Origin of the sequence: Jatrophihabitans sp. (assembly GCF_035474675.1) — a bacterium.
GTDB lineage: Bacteria > Actinomycetota > Actinomycetes > Mycobacteriales > Jatrophihabitantaceae > Jatrophihabitans_A.
The window spans coordinates 1-16,422 of the sequence record NZ_DATINC010000134.1 but is presented as its reverse complement, the minus strand read 5'-3'; the positions used below and the strand labels follow the sequence as shown (position 1 = coordinate 16,422).

The 16,422-nt window shown below is 70.9% G+C and carries 12 protein-coding genes; 9 read left to right on the top strand and 3 right to left on the bottom strand.

Features of this window, described 5'->3' with window-relative positions:
- Positions 1-122: 122 nt before the first annotated feature.
- The 8 genes from VLJ82_RS15335 (at position 123) to VLJ82_RS15300 (ending at position 9,495) form a co-directional block, all read left to right on the top strand.
- Positions 123-2,399, top strand: coding sequence for an iron-containing redox enzyme family protein (locus VLJ82_RS15335; RefSeq protein ID WP_408664234.1), 2,277 nt, complete (start codon positions 123-125; stop codon positions 2,397-2,399).
- Entirely contained in the window at positions 2,399-4,252 is a 1,854-nt protein-coding gene (locus tag VLJ82_RS15330; RefSeq protein ID WP_408664233.1) for a carbamoyltransferase family protein, read from the top strand. Before VLJ82_RS15335 ends, VLJ82_RS15330 begins: the two co-directional genes overlap by 1 nt.
- A gap of 67 nt (positions 4,253-4,319) precedes the next feature.
- Positions 4,320-4,451: a hypothetical protein gene (locus VLJ82_RS15325; protein WP_408664232.1), complete on the top strand. Its 132-nt coding sequence runs from the start codon at positions 4,320-4,322 to the stop codon at positions 4,449-4,451.
- Complete coding sequence (locus VLJ82_RS15320; protein ID WP_408664231.1) at positions 4,451-5,767, top strand: aspartate aminotransferase family protein; 1,317 nt, start codon at positions 4,451-4,453, stop codon at positions 5,765-5,767. Before VLJ82_RS15325 ends, VLJ82_RS15320 begins: the two co-directional genes overlap by 1 nt.
- A 458-nt stretch (positions 5,768-6,225) precedes the next feature.
- Positions 6,226-8,544, top strand: a complete 2,319-nt coding sequence (locus tag VLJ82_RS15315) for a M43 family zinc metalloprotease (protein WP_408664230.1) — start codon at positions 6,226-6,228, stop codon at positions 8,542-8,544.
- Between the two features lie 141 nt (positions 8,545-8,685).
- Complete coding sequence (locus VLJ82_RS15310) at positions 8,686-8,928, top strand: hypothetical protein (protein WP_408664229.1); 243 nt, start codon at positions 8,686-8,688, stop codon at positions 8,926-8,928.
- Between the two features lie 66 nt (positions 8,929-8,994).
- Positions 8,995-9,237, top strand: a complete 243-nt coding sequence (locus VLJ82_RS15305) for a hypothetical protein (protein ID WP_408664228.1) — start codon at positions 8,995-8,997, stop codon at positions 9,235-9,237.
- Between the two features lie 21 nt (positions 9,238-9,258).
- Positions 9,259-9,495 carry a hypothetical protein gene (locus VLJ82_RS15300; RefSeq protein ID WP_408664227.1) on the top strand — a complete coding sequence of 79 codons (237 nt, stop codon included), beginning with the start codon at positions 9,259-9,261 and terminating at the stop codon, positions 9,493-9,495.
- Positions 9,496-9,650: 155 nt separating this feature from the next.
- Here the strand turns inward: VLJ82_RS15300 and VLJ82_RS15295 are convergent, their stop codons facing one another.
- The 3 genes from VLJ82_RS15295 to VLJ82_RS15285 all read right to left on the bottom strand — a co-directional run bounded on the left by VLJ82_RS15295 (position 9,651) and on the right by VLJ82_RS15285 (position 12,598).
- The gene (locus VLJ82_RS15295; protein ID WP_422653729.1) at positions 9,651-10,259 is read right to left on the bottom strand and encodes an AMIN-like domain-containing (lipo)protein; all 609 of its coding nucleotides are present in this window, start codon (positions 10,257-10,259) and stop codon (positions 9,651-9,653) included.
- A 69-nt stretch (positions 10,260-10,328) separates the two neighbouring features.
- Positions 10,329-11,066: a class I SAM-dependent methyltransferase gene (locus tag VLJ82_RS15290; protein ID WP_408664225.1), complete on the bottom strand. Its 738-nt coding sequence runs from the start codon at positions 11,064-11,066 to the stop codon at positions 10,329-10,331.
- An 86-nt stretch (positions 11,067-11,152) separates the two neighbouring features.
- Positions 11,153-12,598 carry an NAD-dependent malic enzyme gene (locus VLJ82_RS15285; RefSeq protein ID WP_408664224.1) on the bottom strand — a complete coding sequence of 482 codons (1,446 nt, stop codon included), beginning with the start codon at positions 12,596-12,598 and terminating at the stop codon, positions 11,153-11,155.
- A gap of 248 nt (positions 12,599-12,846) precedes the next feature.
- On the opposite strand from VLJ82_RS15285, the gene VLJ82_RS15280 reads away from it, so the two are divergent.
- The coding region (locus VLJ82_RS15280) for an NAD-glutamate dehydrogenase domain-containing protein (RefSeq protein ID WP_408664223.1) at positions 12,847-16,422 on the top strand (3,576 nt) is incomplete at its 3' end.

Here is a 16,422-nt window from a genome sequence, read left to right as displayed (position 1 = left end):
CCCGGAGAAGAAGAAACCGGATTCCTCGATCTATCCGATGTTCTGATTCGAAGTTTTCCGGCGATCCCCCGTCGCCGTTCCCGCAGTTCCCACCCCCTTGACTGCGAGTTCGGAGTTATCCCATGTGGCGCGCCCTGTACCGCAATGCAGGAAATCCGGAGGCCTTCTTCGAGGTCGGCTACCTGCGCTCCGTCCTGCGGGCGGTGGGTGGTGCCGCCGAGCCTGCGGACGGCCGGAACGGCGCGGTGCCGGCGTTACCGGAAACCGCCCGGCGGGCGCTGGCCTGGGCGGCGGCCGAGCGGGCCGAGTACGAGCGGGTGCTGGCGCACCCCGCGACCGGGCCCGGCACGGCCGGGCCTGCCGGCGGTTCCGGCGCGGTGCCCGAGGTGGTCGCCGCGCTGCTCACCCAGTCGCTGCCGATGGCCTCGGTGCTGGGCTGCTGGCTGCAGAACCTCAGCGCCCCCGGCGTCTTCGAGGACGAGGTCCAGCTGCAGCTGATGGCGCTGCTGGCCGGCGACGTCGGGGTGGGCCGTCCGGAGGCCTCGCGCTACCACGAGTTCCGGCTGCTGCTGAGCCTGGAGCGGCTGACCGGGCTGACCGTCGACGCTCCCGAGCTCGCCGACCTGTCGGCAGTCGGCGAGGAGCTGTACGCGCTGCCCGCGGTTCTGCAGGCGCTCAGCCGCCGCAGCGACGCGTTCGCCTTCGAACTGGTCGGCGTCGACTTCGTCGCGCGCTCGCTGGGCGTGCTGCCGTGCTGGGCGGCGCTGCGGGCGCACCGGCCCACCGCCATCCAGTGGTCCCGGCTGGACCTGGGTACCGCGGCCGCAGGGGTTGCGGCGGACACCGACGTCGGTGACCCGGCCGAGCTCAGCGGCCGGATCGTGGCCGCCTGCGCCGCGCTCGGCACCGAACCCGCGGACCGGGTGGCGGCCGGCGCCGCCTGGTTCGCCGAGGCGGTCCGGCTGTGGAGCGGGCGGGTGCTGCGGGCCTGCCGGCAGGCCCTGGACCCGGAGCAGGCGATGGTTGCGCTGGTCCGGGCCCGGGCCCGGGAGGGCGCGGTCTACCACCAGGACTACCTGCTCGAGGGCCGGCCGCTGTCGAACTGGCTGCGCGAGGCCCAGCAGGATCCGCGACCGCTGCTGCGGGCGCTGGCCGCCAGCCGGCTGGTCAAGCCCGGCAACTCCGCGCGCAGCGTGCTGGTCAATGGCCTGGTCGGCGTCCGGGGCCGGATGTTCCGGATCTTCAGCCCCGAGGACCTGGCCGTGATCCGGCGCTGGATCGACCAGCTACCGGCACGCGCCGACCAGCTCCCGGCCCGCGCCGACCAGCCCGCCGCCACCGCGCGGACCGTCGACCGGCCGGTACCGGAGCCACCCGGCTACCCCGTCCCCAGCCCGGCCCCGCCGGTCAGCGCCGAGCTGGGCGTCAGCCCGGCCGACATCCGGCAGGCGTACTTCCTGCTGCAGGGCCGGGCGCTGGAGCCCAGGACCCGGGCGTTCGCCCTGGACTACGTCTGCCAGTGGCTGGAGCTGTCGGAGAAGTCGCTGGACTCCTCCGGCAAGTCGTTGCCGCCGGAGTGGACCCCGGAGGGGCTGCGGCCCTGGCTGCTCACCCAGCACGACCAGCACGACCAGCAGTTCGTCTCGGCCGCGGACGAGCTGCCCGACCGGGAGGCGGTGATCGACTCGGCGGTGCAGCTGGCCCCGCTCACCCTGATCGACGGCTCCTGGCTGCAGGGCTTCACCGATCTGCACCTGGCGTCCTCCCGGATCGGCGCGCCGCTGTTCCAGACCTACTGGGACGAGCTGGGCAACGGCCAGCTGGCCCTCAACCACCCCAAGATCTACCGGGACAACCTGGCCGACATGGGCGTCACGCTGCCACCCACCGCCAGCTACGAGTTCGCCCACGACCCCCGGCTGCGCGAGGAGTCGCTGCGGCTGCCGGTGTACTGGCTGTGCCTGGGCAAGCTGCCGGTCAGCTATCTCCCGGAGATCCTCGGCATGAACCTGGCCATGGAGCTGTCCGGGGTGGGCGGCAGCTACCGGTCGGCCCGCCGGTTCTTGAAGCACTACGGCTACAGCACCCAGTTCGTCGACATCCACAACACCATCGACAACGTCTCGACCGGGCACTCGGCCTGGGCGGCGGACGCCATCGACACCTACCTGCGCACCCACCCCAGCCGGTCCGACCCGCGCCGGCTGGCCGCCGAGTGGCACCGGGTCCGGGTGGGGTACGAGTCGCTGGCTCCGGTGCAGCCCAAGCGCGGCGCGCTGTCCGCGCTGCGCCGGACCCGGCAGCCGTTCGGCACCCCGGCCGGCCCGACCGCGCTCGACCCCGCGCAGCCCCGGTTGCACCACCCGCCGATAAGCCCGCCGGTAAGGATGTCCGCCTGATGCCCCGCACGCCGTCGAAGTACGTCCTCGGACTGTCCAGCTACTACCACGACAGCGCCGCCGCCCTGGTGGCCGACGGTGTCGTGGTGGCGGCCGCCCAGGAGGAGCGGTTCACCCGGGTGCGCCACGACTCGTCGTTCCCGGCCCGGGCGGTCGGCTACTGCCTCGACTCCGCCGGCATCGCGCTGGACGAGCTGGCCGCCGTCGTCTACTACGAGGATCCCGAGATCAAGTACTCGCGGGTGATGTCGTCGTTCGCCAGTGCCGGCCCGCGCGGGATCACCGCCTTCGGCCACGTCTGGCCGCAGTGGCGCAGCTGGAAGCGCGACGTGCTGAGCCGGGTCGGCGAGGAGCTGGCCGGCCTTGGCCGCGGCCGGCCGCCGAAGCCGGTGAACTCCCAGCACCACCGCTCGCACGCGGCCTCGGCGTTCTTCCCCTCGCCGTTCGAGCGCGCCGCCGTGCTCACCATCGACGGGGTTGGCGAGTGGCAGACCACCACCATCTGGCACGGCCGCGGCACCGAGCTGGAGCTGCTGAACTCGATCTCCTACCCGCACTCGGTGGGCATGCTGTACTCGGCGTTCACCTACTACTGCGGCTTCAAGGTCGACTCCGGCGAGTACAAGCTGATGGGGCTGGCCCCGTACGGGCAGCCGCGTTACGCCGATCTGATCCGCGACGAGCTGGTCAACCTGCGCCCGGACGGCTCGTTCACCCTGAACATGCGCTACTTCGAGTACCTGCGCGGCCAACGGATGGTCGGCAGCGCCTTCGAGCAACTGTTCGGCGGCCCGATCCGGGATCCGGAGGCGCCGTTGACCCAGCGCCAGTGCGACCTGGCCGCCTCCGTCCAGCAGGTCACCGAGGAGATCGTCTCCGGGCTGGCCGACCAGGCGGCGCAGCTCACCGGCGAGCGCAACCTGTGCCTGGCCGGCGGGGTGGCGCTGAACTGCGTGGCCAACGGGGTGCTCAGCCGCAGCGGCCGGTTCGACGACATCTGGGTGCAGCCGGCGGCCGGGGACGCCGGTTGCGCGCTCGGGGCGGCGCTGACCGTGGCGGTGCCGGAGTCCGGCCGCCCCCACCTGGGCAGCGGCCACGACGGCATGAGCGGCGCGCTGCTGGGGCCGGAGTTCAGCGACGCCGAGATCTCCGAGTTCCTCACCGGCCACGGCTACCCGCACACCAGCTATCCGGACGACGACCGGCTGTACGCCGAGACCGCCGCCGAGCTGGCCGGCGGTGCGGTGGTCGGCTGGTTCCAGGGCCGGATGGAGTACGGACCGCGGGCGCTGGGAGCCCGCTCGATCCTGGGCGACCCGCGCAATCCCGAGATGCAGCGCACCATGAACCTCAAGATCAAGTTCCGGGAGTCGTTCCGGCCGTTCGCGCCCGCGGTGCTCGCCGAGGACGCCGGCAAGTACTTCGACATCCGCGGCGACAGCCCGTACATGCTGATGGTCTGCGAGATCTCCGAGGCGATCAGGGCCGGCGCGGCGCTGTCGGCGGCCGGCCCGCGGCGCAGCCTGGGCAGCATCAACGAGGTCCGCTCCCAGCTGCCGGCGATCACCCATGTGGACCTGTCGGCCCGGGTGCAGACCGTGGACGACCACCGCAACGCACCACTGGCCGGGCTGCTGCGGGCCTTCAAGGAGGCCACCGGCTGCTCGGTGCTGGTCAACACCTCGTTCAACGTCCGCGGCGAGCCGATCGTGCACACCCCGCAGGAGGCCTACGCCTGCTTCATGCGCACCGGCATCGACGTGCTGGTGCTGGGCCGGCACCTGCTGCGCAAGGCCGACCAGCCGCCGTACGTCGAGGCCGTCGACTGGCGCAGCCAGATCCCGCTCGACTGATCCACCCCGTCCGTGCGGGGTCACCCGCGACGTCCCCACCCGACGTCCCCACCCGAGGAAGGCGCCCATGCTGGCACGACTGGCCGCCCGGCTGTACTTCGGCACCGTCCTGGTGCCCGTCTCGATCGTCCGGAAGCTGCGCAAGTCCTCCCCGTTCGGCGAGAAGGCCTACCTCGCCCCGACCGCCTGGGACCGCTGATGTCCTCGACCATCTACAAGAACATCGACCGGCAGCCGATCTGGGCCGCCGGCGGCAACGGCGTCTGGCTCACCGACCGGGACGGCCACAGCTACCTCGACACCTGCGGCGGGGTCGCGGTGTCGAGCCTGGGCCACTGCCATCCCCGGGTGATGGACGCGATCGCCCGGGAGGTGAAGAACCTCAGCTGGGCGCACGCCGGCAGCTTCACCACCTCCCCGGCCGAGGAGCTGGCCGACCTGCTGACCTCACTGCCCGGTGCGCTGCCGAAGGCGCAGTTCCTGTCCGGCGGCTCGGAGGCGATGGAGGTGGCGCTCAAGATCGCCTACCAGTACCACTGCGAGCGGGGCGAGGACGGGCGCACCGTGGTGATCTCGCGGCGGCAGAGCTACCACGGCAGCACCCTTGCGATGCTGGCCATCTCGGGCAACGTCCAGCGCCGGTCGGTCTTCGAGCCGGTGCTGGGCCCGGCCGGGTTCGTCTCGCCCTGCTACGAGTACCGCGACCGCCGTCCGGAGGAGTCCGTGGCGGACTACGCGCAGCGGCTGGCCGACGAGCTGGAGGCGAAGATCCTCGAGGTCGGGCCCACCCGGGTGGCGGCGTTCACCGCCGAGACCGTGGTCGGCTCGACCAACGGCGCGGTGCCGGCGGTGCCCGGCTACTTCGCCAAGCTGAAGGCGGTCTGCCAGCGCTACGGCGTGCTGATGCTGCTGGACGAGGTGATGGCAGGCCTCGGACGCACCGGGCATCACTACGCCTACTACGAGGACGAGGTGGTGCCGGACCTGGTGGCGGTCGGCAAGGGACTGGCCGCCGGCTACCTGCCGATCTCGGCGCTGCTGGTCTCCGACGAGATCCATGCCACCCTCGGCGCCGGCTCCGGGGTGCTGCAGAACGGCCAGACCCACGTCAACCACCCGCTGGCCTGCGCCGCCGCGCTGGAGGTACAGCGCACCATCGTCGAGGAGAACCTGCTGGACAACGTCCGGGCCCGCGGTGCGCAGTTGCGCCGGGAGCTCGCCCAGCGGTTCGTCGGCACCGACTCGGTGGGCGACATCCGCGGCCGGGGGCTGTTCGTCGGGGTGGAGTTCGTCACCGACCGGGAGACCCACGCACCCCGTTCCGGCGGCGCGGCGCTGACCGCGGCGATCAAGCGCGAGGGTTTCCGTCGCGGGCTGCTGCTCTACCCCGGCTCGGGCACCGTGGACGGGGTGCTCGGCAACCACGTGCTGTTCGCGCCGCCGTTCATCGCCACCGAGGCCGACATCTCCGAGATGGTCGGCCGGTTCGGCGAGGTGGTGGACGCCTGCCTGTAGGGCGGGCTTGCAGGGCCAGGTGGTGTCCGGGGCCGAGCTGCTCCCGGCTCCGCCGAACCTACCGCCAAACCTACCGAGGCGCGGTGGCTCGCCGTCTTACATTGTGGCAAACCAACTTCATTGTGCGGAACCTACCCTCACGAGAGTTAGCTGGGAAATAAGAGGAATCCCGGCTGAGCTATGGACAATGCTCCCTCGGCGGGTGTATCCATAGGGCGATGGTCGCGATGCATGGCCGGCATCGCGAGCAGTACAGCAGTGGGGGTTACTGCAAAACGTCATGGAATAAGAGACGATCCGGCCCCTCGCACTCTTAACCACGATCAGCGTCAGCGTTATCGCCAGCCGCTGGGTGGGCGCCTCATTCGCCGCTTTCCTTCACGACCTTTGAGTGCTCGACACGGCTGCCACTATCAGGAGTCGGACGGTCCGACTCATTGGGCGCCGGGAGGGCACCGATGACTACCAGACGGGGCAAGAGCAGCGGCGGGAATGAGCAGGGGGGCGGCGAGCGGCAGGGCGACGCCATGCCCTCGGCGCAGCCGGGCGGCATGCGCGGCGGCGCCATGCATGCGCGGATGACCGAACGTGCGGGAATGGCCGAAGGCGACCACCCGGCCGGGCGGGGAATGGGCAGCGCACCACGCGCGCCGGGCTCGCGCGGGATGAGGGGCCGGCCGGACATGGGCGACCGTACTGGCGCAGACCCGCCGGCCGGTGGTGAGCCTTCGCCGCCCGAGCGCCGTAAATGCGCCACCATGGACGTGCACCGTCGACTGCTCATCGAGAGCAGCGAATACCGGGCGGCACGCGACGAGGTCGAGAACATCACGCTGCACCTGACGCGTCGGAAGGTCGGAGCCCGATTCCCCGGTATCGCTCACATTCCGGTGGTAGTGCATGTCGTGTACAACACGGCCGAACAGAACATCAGCGATGCCCAGGTCCTGAGCCAGATCGACGTGCTCAATCGCGACTTCCGTGCCAACAACCCGGATATCTCGAACGTGCCGCCGGCGTTCGCCAGCCTGGTCGGGGACTCCCGGATCGAGTTCTTCATGGCTACCAAGGACCCCGCGGGAAACCCGACGAACGCGATCACCCGCACCCGGACCGGCACCGCGGCCTTCTCCTCCGACGATGCGGTCAAGTCCACGGCCACGGGCGGTGAGGACGCCTGGCCTGCAGACCACTACCTGAACATCTGGGTTGCGCCGCTCAGCGGTGGGCTGCTCGGCTATGCCCAGTTCCCCGGCGGGCCGGCGGCCACCGATGGCGTCGTCATCACGTACACCGCGTTCGGTACCGGTGGAACCGCGACGGCCCCGTTCCACCTCGGTCGCACGGCAACCCACGAGATCGGCCATTTCTTCAACCTCTACCACATCTGGGGAGATGACGGCACGGGCTGCACTGGCACCGACCTGGTCGACGACACCCCGAACCAGGCTGGTCCCAACGTCGGCGTTCCCACCTTTCCGCATGTGACATGCGGCAACGGGCCGAACGGCGACCTGTTCATGGACTACATGGACTATGTCGACGACGGCGCGATGGTGATGTTCACCCAGGGGCAGGCCGACCGCATGGAAGCGTGCCTCGACGGAGTCCGCGCCTCGCTGTTCAGCGACGGGGCGCGGCCGGTCCCAGCGGGCCCGGTGGTGTCCTGGGGAGCCAACCGGATCGATGCGTTCGTCCTCGGCACCGACAGCGCGCTCTACCACAAGTGGTGGGACGGCTCGTCCTGGGGACCGTCGGTGACCGGCTACGAGTACCTGGGCGGTACCTGTACCAGCAGGCCTGAAGTGGCTGCCTGGGGGTCGAACCGGCTCGACGTGTTCGTCCTCGGCACCGATCTGGCGCTCTACCACAAGTGGTGGGACGGCTCGTCCTGGGGACCGTCGGTGACCGACTATGAGTACCTGGGCGGTATCTGCATGAGCCAGCCGCTGGCGACCGCTTGGGGCGCCGATCGGCTCGATGTCTTCGTCACCGGCACCGACAGCGCGCTCTACCACAAGTGGTGGGACGGCTCGTCCTGGGGACCGTCCCTCACCGATTACGAGTACCTGGGCGGTATCTGCATGGGCCGGGCGGAGGCCGTCTCCTGGGGTGCTGGCAGGTTGGACGTCTTCGTGGTCGGCACGGATAACGCCATCTACCACAAGTGGTTCGACGGATCCGGGTGGGGACCTTCGGCCACTGGCTATGAGTACATGGGCGGCATCTGCGCGAGCGCGCCGACGGCGGTTGCGTGGGGCAAGGACCGGCTGGACCTGTTCGTCCTGGGGACCGATCACGCGCTCTACCACAAGTGGTTCGACGGTTCGTCCTGGGGCCCGTCGGTCACCGACTGGGAGTACATGGGTGGTGTCTGCACCAGTGGGCCGACAGCGGTCGCGTGGGGAGAGAACCGGCTCGATGTCTTCGTCACCGGCACCGACAGCGCGCTCTACCACAAGTGGTGGGACGGCTCGTCCTGGGGACCGTCCCTCACCGGCTACGAGTACATGGGTGGTGTCTGCACCAGCCCACCGCGGGTGACCTCGTGGGAACGGGACCGGCTCGATGTCTTCGTCACCGGCACCGACAGCGCGCTGTACCACAAGTGGTGGGACGGCTCGTCCTGGGGACCGTCGGTCACCGGCTACGAGTACCTCGGCGGCGTGGTCAGCGACTTCCGGCTGGCGGCGCCGGAGCATGCGGCAGAGCCCTCGCTCGGGTCCGCGCAGCCGCCGATTCCGGAGCGGCCGGCTGGGGTCGGGACCGGCAGCTGACGAGCACCAGGCGACGGGTGACGCCGGCGCGCCACCCGTCGCCGGGCGCTCCAGACAGGGGAGCAAGCAATGACTGAACCGGATCGGAGCCTCTTCCAGCGCTGGGGGCACTCCTTCGAAGAGGATCACGCTGGAGTGGCTGTGTACCGACCTGCGGACTTCGACTTTCCGCGGGCCCGAGGCCGCGACTCCATCGAATTCCGCCCGGACGGCACCTTCATCGACTGGGCGGTCGGGCGCGGCGATGCCAGTGAACCGAAGCCGGGGAGCTGGCGGGTCGGGGACGACGGGCTGCTGGGCGTCAGCACCGGAGACACCGAGCGCCGAACCCTCCAGGTGCTCCACCTGGGTCCCGATCGGCTGGAGTTGCAGGAACGGAGCTAGCGGAGGCGGCGAACCCGCTGGCGCAGTGCACCAGCGCCGCTGGAGGTCAGCGGTGCGGTGGGTGTCGTGGCATCCGGGCTGGCTTTCTCGGCAGCGATGCTGTCCCTGCGCCAGAAGGCCGCGCACGACGAGCGCGACGCCTGGTGGAAGCGGGCGCAGTGGGCGATAGACCACGGCCTGAGCACCCATCCGGACACCCGGTTCGTCGGCACCGAAGCGATGCAGGTGCTGGCCCTGGAGACGACGGCGAGCGGGCCCGACGCGGAAGTCCTCAAAGCGGCCTTGGCGTATCTGCTCGACAAGCGCTGAGCGAAGAAGGACGATTGCCTCATGTCGCAGAACAGCGAGCCCTCCGAGGACCGTGCTGTCGCGTCTCCGGTGGCCGAGCAGGCGGCCCTGGACGACTACGAGTGGCGGTGCCACCGAGTACGGATCTCCGCGGCGCGAGCGCTCGTCATCATCCATCGCCGGTTCGGCGGTCCCATCTCGGACGAGGTGCTGGAGCTGGCCGCGGAGGACTACAACGCCCGTCGGCCTGTGCCGTCGCCGCCGGCCGTCCAGCGCTAGATCGGCGTCCGCCGACACCCTCCGGTTGAGGGCCGCACCCGTCGCTGACGGGCACCCAGCGCGGTCCCTCCGAAGCCGAAGCAGCACATGCGGCTGCCCCGACCTCGCAAGCCTCGGTCGGGGCAGCCTTCAGGACTGTCGTCAGGCACCGGTGGTCAGGACCAGCGATGTGCCACATCGATCACGATCCGGGAGCGGTCGCCGGGCCCGGAAAGCCCGAACACCCGGAACGGCAGCCGCGCCCGGACGCCGAGACCGATCGAGGTGTAGCCCTCGAACGAGCCGCCGTAGCCGACCTGCCGGAACGTCTGGAACCCGGTGACGTTCACGAGTTCCTTGACGTTCGCCGGCCGGTAGGTGGGCTGGCCGGTGTTGATGTCGTAGGCCGGCACCAGCGCGACGATTTCGAGCCGGGCGCCGCCGCGCAACGGCACCACATCGCCCTTGCCCTGGGTGAGAACGTTCGTCACGTACCGCACCCTGGCACTGCCGCCCTTGGCGACGTCGAGCACCAGCCGGTCGAAGCACGGGTGCTGGCCGGCCCGGACGTCGACCAGCGACGGCTGCCGCGACGACGCCGGGTTGGTCGCCGACGCCTGCTTCGCCAGGGATCCCCAGGTGATCCCGCAGTACGGCGTCGTCGTCCCGCTCGTACCGCTGGTACCGCTCGTGCCGCTCGCCGACGTGGAAACGGCTAGCACGGATACCGCCGCACCGATCAGTGCGGCCACACTCAGGACTGCCGTCCGGCTCCAATGCTTCATTTCTTCTCCCCCGAATCGTTGGCCTTGCTTAGGAGACGTTTCGGGGACGGGCAGGTTGTATTCCCGTAGCTACTTGGCGCAGGTGATGTGCATCCCCGACGGCCTGGCGAGGTACTCGTCCCAGAAGCCCTCGCCGCGAGTGCGCGCCGAGTCCGGCGGGATCAGGAAGGGCTCGATCGTCCAGGAGCGGAATCCCGCCGCCTGGAAGGCCTCCTCGTACGCCTCCCGGGGCAGCCAGAAGAAGTCGAACTCCACCGTCTTCTCGCCGAGGAACAGCGTGCCGCGCAGCTTCGCCCCCTCGTGCAGGGTGTCGTCCATCAGGCGGAAGGAGAAGCCGTACCTGCGCTGGTCGAAGTCGGGCTGCGGCGGCTGGAGGATGTTGGCGATGCTCGCCACGAACTGCTGGCCCGGCTTGAGGTTGTCGTAGGCCGTCTGGGCCATCCGGCGCAGCTGGTCCCGGTTCTCGGCGTAGTGCAGCAGGTAGGCCGCGGCGACCCGGTCGAACTCGCCGATCTTCCCCAGCGTCGCGGCATCAGCGACCCGGTAGGAGATGCCTATCGGCTCGGCGTCCTCGCGCTGCTGGGCCAGCCCGATCATCTGCGGCGAGATGTCGACGCCCACCACCCGCGCGGCGCCCCACTGCTTGAGCAGCCGGGTGCCCATCCCGTCGCCGCAGGCCAGGTCGAGCACGGACAGGCCCGTCAGGTCGCCGAGCCGGACGCGCAGCGAGTGCCACTCGGCGTCGCGGAGCGGCACGGCGGCGGAGATCTTCTGGTAGTCGAGGGCAATCGTGTCGTACTGCGTCACGTCTCTCCCCAGGGTGGTCGGCGGTGCGGGAGCTTTCCCTGGAAATCTAACCCCGGAGTCCAGCCGCGGCCCGGCCCGCGGATCGGCTACTCCATGCCGCGGTCGCCGACCGTCCGGCGTTCCGGCGACGCGGCGTTGCGGACCGCTGCCGCCACCGCCTTCGGCACCGACGGGTCGAACACCGACGGCACGATGTAGGCGGCGTTGAGCTGGTCGTCGCTGACGCAGTGCGCCAGCGCCGAGGCCGCCCGCAGCAGCATCTCGGTGCTCACCTGGCGGGCGTGCGCGTCGAGCAGGCCGCGGAACACCCCGGGGAAGGCCAGCACATTGTTGATCTGGTTGGGGTAGTCCGAGCGTCCGGTGGCAAGGATCGTGGCGTACCGGCGCGCGGTGTCGATGTCGGTCTCCGGGTCCGGGTTGGCCAGCGCGAACACCACCGGATCCTCGGCCATGTCGGCGATCCACTCGGCCGGCAGCACACCGGGCGCCGACACCCCGATGAACACGTCCGCCCCGCGCAGCGCGTCGTGCAGGTCGCCGGTGACGCCGGCCGGGTTGGTCCGGCGGGCCAGTTCCAGCTTGGCGCCGGTGAGCCGCTCGTCGTCCGGCGAGAGCACTCCCTCGCGGTCCCAGACCAGCACGTGCCGCACCCCGGCGGCCAGCAGCAGGTCCACGATGGCGGTGCCGGCCGCGCCACCGCCGGCGACCACCACCCGGACCGTGCCCAGCCCCTTGCGGACACAGCGCAGCGCGTTGGTAAGGGCCGCCAGCACCACGATCGCGGTGCCGTGCTGGTCGTCGTGGAACACCGGAATGTCGAGCAGCTCGCGCAGCCGGGCCTCGATCTCGAAGCAGCGCGGCGCGGAGATGTCCTCCAGGTTGATGCCGCCGAAGCCGGGCGCGATGAGCCGGACGACCTCGACGATCTTGTCCGGATCCTGGGTGTCCAGGCAGATCGGCCAGGCGTCGATGTCGGCGAACCGCTTGAACAGCGCCGCCTTGCCCTCCATCACCGGCAGCGCCGCCCCCGGCCCGAGGTTGCCCAGCCCCAGCACCGCCGAGCCGTCGGTGACCACGGCCACCGAGTTGCCCTTGATGGTCAGCTTGGCGACGTCCTCGGGGTGGGCGGCCAGCGCCAGCGACACCCGGCCGACCCCGGGGGTGTAGGCCATCGACAGGTCGTCGCGGGTGCGCAGCGGCACCTTCGACTCCACCGAGATCTTGCCGCCCAGGTGCAGCAGGAAGGTCCGGTCGGAGACCCGGTGCACCTCGACGCCGGCCACCGCCCGCAGCGCCGCCACGATCTGCTCGGAATGCTCGCCGTTGACCGCCGAGCAGGTGACGTCGATGGTGATCCGGTCGTGCCGGGACTCCGAGACGTCCACCGCCGTCACCAGGCCGCCGGCCTCGGACACCGCGGTGGCCAGCCGCCCCACCACCGAGGAGTCCGGCACCGCGTACACCCGGACGGTGATCGAGTAGGACGCCGAGGTAGGCGTGGGACGCGGGCGGGCGGAATCGGGCATGGCCATGGCCGCCATGCTCTCAAACCCCGCCCAGACACGTACTGCTGATACCGCCCTGAGGTAGCGCGCCGGGCCCTAGGCTGGGCAGGCTGCCAGATCAGAAGCGGCAGCACAGGCGGGAGGTCGCTCGATGACGGTCGCGACGGGCCGCAACTGCGGCTGTGGTTCCATTAGGTCAGGGCTTCCCGGTGAACGCGGCGCCAGCGCAGGTGCCCCCGGCCCGTTCGAAACCGTCACAACGAGGTGACATCGCGATGACCGACCTTTCCGCGGATGCGGGCGTGACCAGCTCCGGCCACGGGACGAGCCAACCCCCGGACGAAGACGTCTTCCTGCGCCGCTACCTGATGCGGGCCTCCGCACAGCTGCCCGGCCGGCCGGCCCGCGCGCTCGCCGAACTCGCCCGCCGGCACTTCGCCGCCGCCCGGACCCGCAAGCCCGGCGAGACGGTGATCCGGATCGCCGACCTGGACGGCGAGGCGACCAGCATCGACATGGTCACCGAGGACGCGCCGTACCTGGTGGACTCCACCCGGGCCGAGCTGGAGCGCACCGGCCACGTCATCGAGCACTTCCTGCACCCGCAGATCGTGGTGCGCCGCGACGCCGACGGGGTGGTCACCCAGGTGCTGGACCTGGAGGACACCGCCGAGGTGCCCGAGGGGGCGGCCGCCGAGTCCTGGCTGCACATCGAGACCACGCTGATCCCTGACTCCGAGCACGATCAGGTGGCCGCGGACCTGCGCCGGGTGATCGCCGACGTGCACAACGCGGTGGCCGATGCCCCCTACCTGTACCGGCTGATCCGCGAGCTGGCCGACCGGATCGAGGCCGACCCCGGCGAGTTCGACCGCGACACCTCCTGCGAGGCCGGCGAGCTGCTGCGCTGGCTGGCCGACGGCAACTTCATCATCCTCGGCCACGCGGCCTACTCGGCCAACGAGCTGACCAGCCCGTCCCGGTCGGCGGCACCGACCAGCACCGAGCGCGGCGTGCTGCGGGGTGCTGCCAGCATCTCGCCGCTGGAGCTGCTGCCGGCCTACCGGTCCGGGGCGCCGCTGGTGATCTTCAAGTCGCCGATGGTCTCCACGGTCCGCCGCTCCACCCGGTATGACTGCGTGACGGTGATCGCGCCGGCCTCGGACGGCGAGGCTGCCAAGATCCACGTCTTCCTCGGCCTGATCACCGATGAGTCGGACGGCACCGTCGGCCGGGTGCCGGTGGTGCGCCGCCGGATCGCGGAGGTGCTGCAGCGCTCCGGGGCCCGGGCCAACAGCCACACCGGCCGGCAGCTGCTGGCGGCGCTGCGCACGCTGCCCCGCGACGAGCTGCTGGAGGCACCGACGCCGGACCTGCTCCGCCTCTCCCAGCTGGTCGTCGACCGGGCCGAGCGGCGCGGCATCGGGGTGTTCGCCCGGGTGCACCTCAACCGCGACTTCGTCACCGTCCTGGTGTACTTCCCCGGCGACCGGTTCGGCCCGGAGACCCGGCGCAAGGTGTGCGACGTGGTGCTGTCGCACTGGCCGGGCAAGGTGATCGGCCGGGACGACCGGATCGTCGAGCTGGGCATGGCCCGGATGCAGTTCCTGATCGCGCTGCGTCCCGGCGAGGAGGTGCCCAACCCGGACCGGGCGGCGGTGGAGTCCCGGGTCGCCCAGGTCACCCGCCGGTGGAGCGACGACCTGGCCGACCTGCTGACCGTCGGGGTCGGCGAGCAGGAGGCCGACCGGCTGCTGCGCCGCTACTCCGGCGCCTTCCCCGAGGCGTACAAGGAGGACTTCGGCGCGTCCACCGCGGTGGTGGACCTGCGCCGGCTGGAGGCGCTGCCCGACACCGACGGGCTGAGCTTCGAGGTCTACACCCCGGCCGCCGACGACCCGGCCGACCGGCGCCTGAAGATCTTCCGGACCGGCACCCCGCTGTCGCTGGGCCGCACCCTGCCGATGCTGGAGCTGATGGGCATCGAGGTGCTCGACGAGCGGCCCTACGAGGTCGAGCGCACCGACGGCACCTCGTCCTGGATCTACGACTTCGGCCTCAAGCTCGGCGAGGGGGTGGACTTCTCGCCGGAGCGCTCGGCAGCGGTGATCGACACCCTGCGGATGCTGTGGGCCGGCGGCGTGGAGCAGGACGGCTTCAACGCCCTGGTGGTGCGGGCGGGCCTGACCTGGCAGCAGGCCACCGTGCTGCGTGCCTACGCCAAGTACCTGCGGCAGGCCGGCACCACCTACAGCCAGGGCTACATCGAGGAGACCCTCAGCCAGCACAGCCGGATCGCGGCGCTGCTGGTGGAGCTGTTCGACGCCCGGTTCAACCCCGAGCGCGAGGAGCCGGCCGACGACGGCGACCCGACCGCCGGCACCGAGCCGCAGGGCCGCATCCGGGCCGAGATCGATGCCCAGCTGGCCGGGGTGTCGAGCCTGGACCAGGACCGCATCCTGCGCTCGCTGCTCAGCCTGATCACCGCCACCCTGCGCACCAACTACTACCGCCGGGACGCCAACGGGGTGGGTCCGGAGACCTTCGCGGTGAAGCTGGACCCGCACGCGGTGGCCGAGCTGCCCGAGCCCCGGCCGCTGTACGAGATCTGGGTGTACTCGCCCCGGATGGAGGGCGTGCACCTGCGGTTCGGCTCGGTGGCCCGCGGCGGGCTGCGCTGGTCGGACCGCCGGGAGGACTTCCGCACCGAGGTGCTGGGCCTGGTCAAGGCGCAGATGGTCAAGAACGTGGTGATCGTGCCGGTCGGGTCCAAGGGCGGCTTCGTCGCCAAGCGGCTGCCGGACCCGGCGGTCGACCGGGACGCGTGGCTGGCCGAGGGGATCGCCTGCTACAAGAGCTTCATCACCTCGCTGCTGGAGCTGACCGACAACTTCCGCCGCGACCCGGCCGGCAACCAGTACGTCGCGAAACCGCCTGCCACCCGCTGCTACGACGGGGACGACCCGTACCTGGTGGTGGCCGCCGACAAGGGCACCGCCACCTTCTCCGACATCGCCAACGGCATCGCGATCGAGCGCGGCTTCTGGCTCGGCGACGCCTTCGCCTCCGGCGGCTCGGTGGGCTATGACCACAAGGCGATGGGCATCACCGCGCGGGGCGCCTGGGAGTCGGTGAAGTACCACTTCCGCGAGCTGGGCGTCGACACCCAGACCCAGGACTTCACGGTGGTCGGCGTCGGCGACATGTCCGGGGACGTGTTCGGCAACGGCATGCTGCTGAGCGAGCACATCCGGCTGGTGGCTGCCTTCGACCACCGGCACATCTTCCTGGATCCGAACCCGGACGCGGCGAGCTCCCACGCCGAGCGGCGCCGGCTGTTCGAGCTGCCCCGCTCCAGCTGGGCCGACTACTCCGCCGAGCTGCTGTCGGCCGGCGGCGGGGTGTTCCCCCGCACCCAGAAGACCATCGAGGTCTCGGCCGAGGCCGCCGAGGCGCTGGGCATCGCCACCGGCGCCGGAAAGATGACGCCGAACGAGCTGATCCACGCCATCCTGCTCGCCCCGGTGGACCTGCTCTGGAACGGCGGCATCGGCACCTACGTCAAGGCCTCCACCGAGTCGCACCTCGACGCCGGCGACAAGGCCAACGACCCGCTGCGCGCCGACGGCAGCCAGCTGCGCGCCCGGGTGGTCGGCGAGGGCGGCAACCTGGGCTTCACCCAGCGCGGCCGGGTCGAGTTCGCCCGGGGCGGCGGCCGGATCAACACCGACGCCATCGACAACTCCGCCGGGGTGGACACCTCCGACCACGAGGTGAACATCAAGATCCTGCTCGACCACGCCGTCCAGGCCGGCGAGCTGGACATGGCGCACCGCAACCAGCTGCTCGCC

What these genes read in the sequence shown, in the direction of transcription:
- VLJ82_RS15330 (WP_408664233.1), top strand. Translation starts at nt 2,399, where the DNA reads ATGCCCCGCACGCCGTCGAAGTACGTCCTCGGACTGTCCAGCTACTAC.
- VLJ82_RS15300 (WP_408664227.1), top strand. Translation starts at nt 9,259, where the DNA reads ATGTCGCAGAACAGCGAGCCCTCCGAGGACCGTGCTGTCGCGTCTCCG.
- VLJ82_RS15295 (WP_422653729.1), bottom strand. Translation starts at nt 10,259, where the DNA reads ATGAAGCATTGGAGCCGGACGGCAGTCCTGAGTGTGGCCGCACTGATC.
- VLJ82_RS15335 (WP_408664234.1), top strand. Translation starts at nt 123, where the DNA reads ATGTGGCGCGCCCTGTACCGCAATGCAGGAAATCCGGAGGCCTTCTTC.
- VLJ82_RS15315 (WP_408664230.1), top strand. Translation starts at nt 6,226, where the DNA reads ATGACTACCAGACGGGGCAAGAGCAGCGGCGGGAATGAGCAGGGGGGC.
- VLJ82_RS15325 (WP_408664232.1), top strand. Translation starts at nt 4,320, where the DNA reads ATGCTGGCACGACTGGCCGCCCGGCTGTACTTCGGCACCGTCCTGGTG.
- VLJ82_RS15320 (WP_408664231.1), top strand. Translation starts at nt 4,451, where the DNA reads ATGTCCTCGACCATCTACAAGAACATCGACCGGCAGCCGATCTGGGCC.
- VLJ82_RS15285 (WP_408664224.1), bottom strand. Translation starts at nt 12,598, where the DNA reads ATGGCCATGCCCGATTCCGCCCGCCCGCGTCCCACGCCTACCTCGGCG.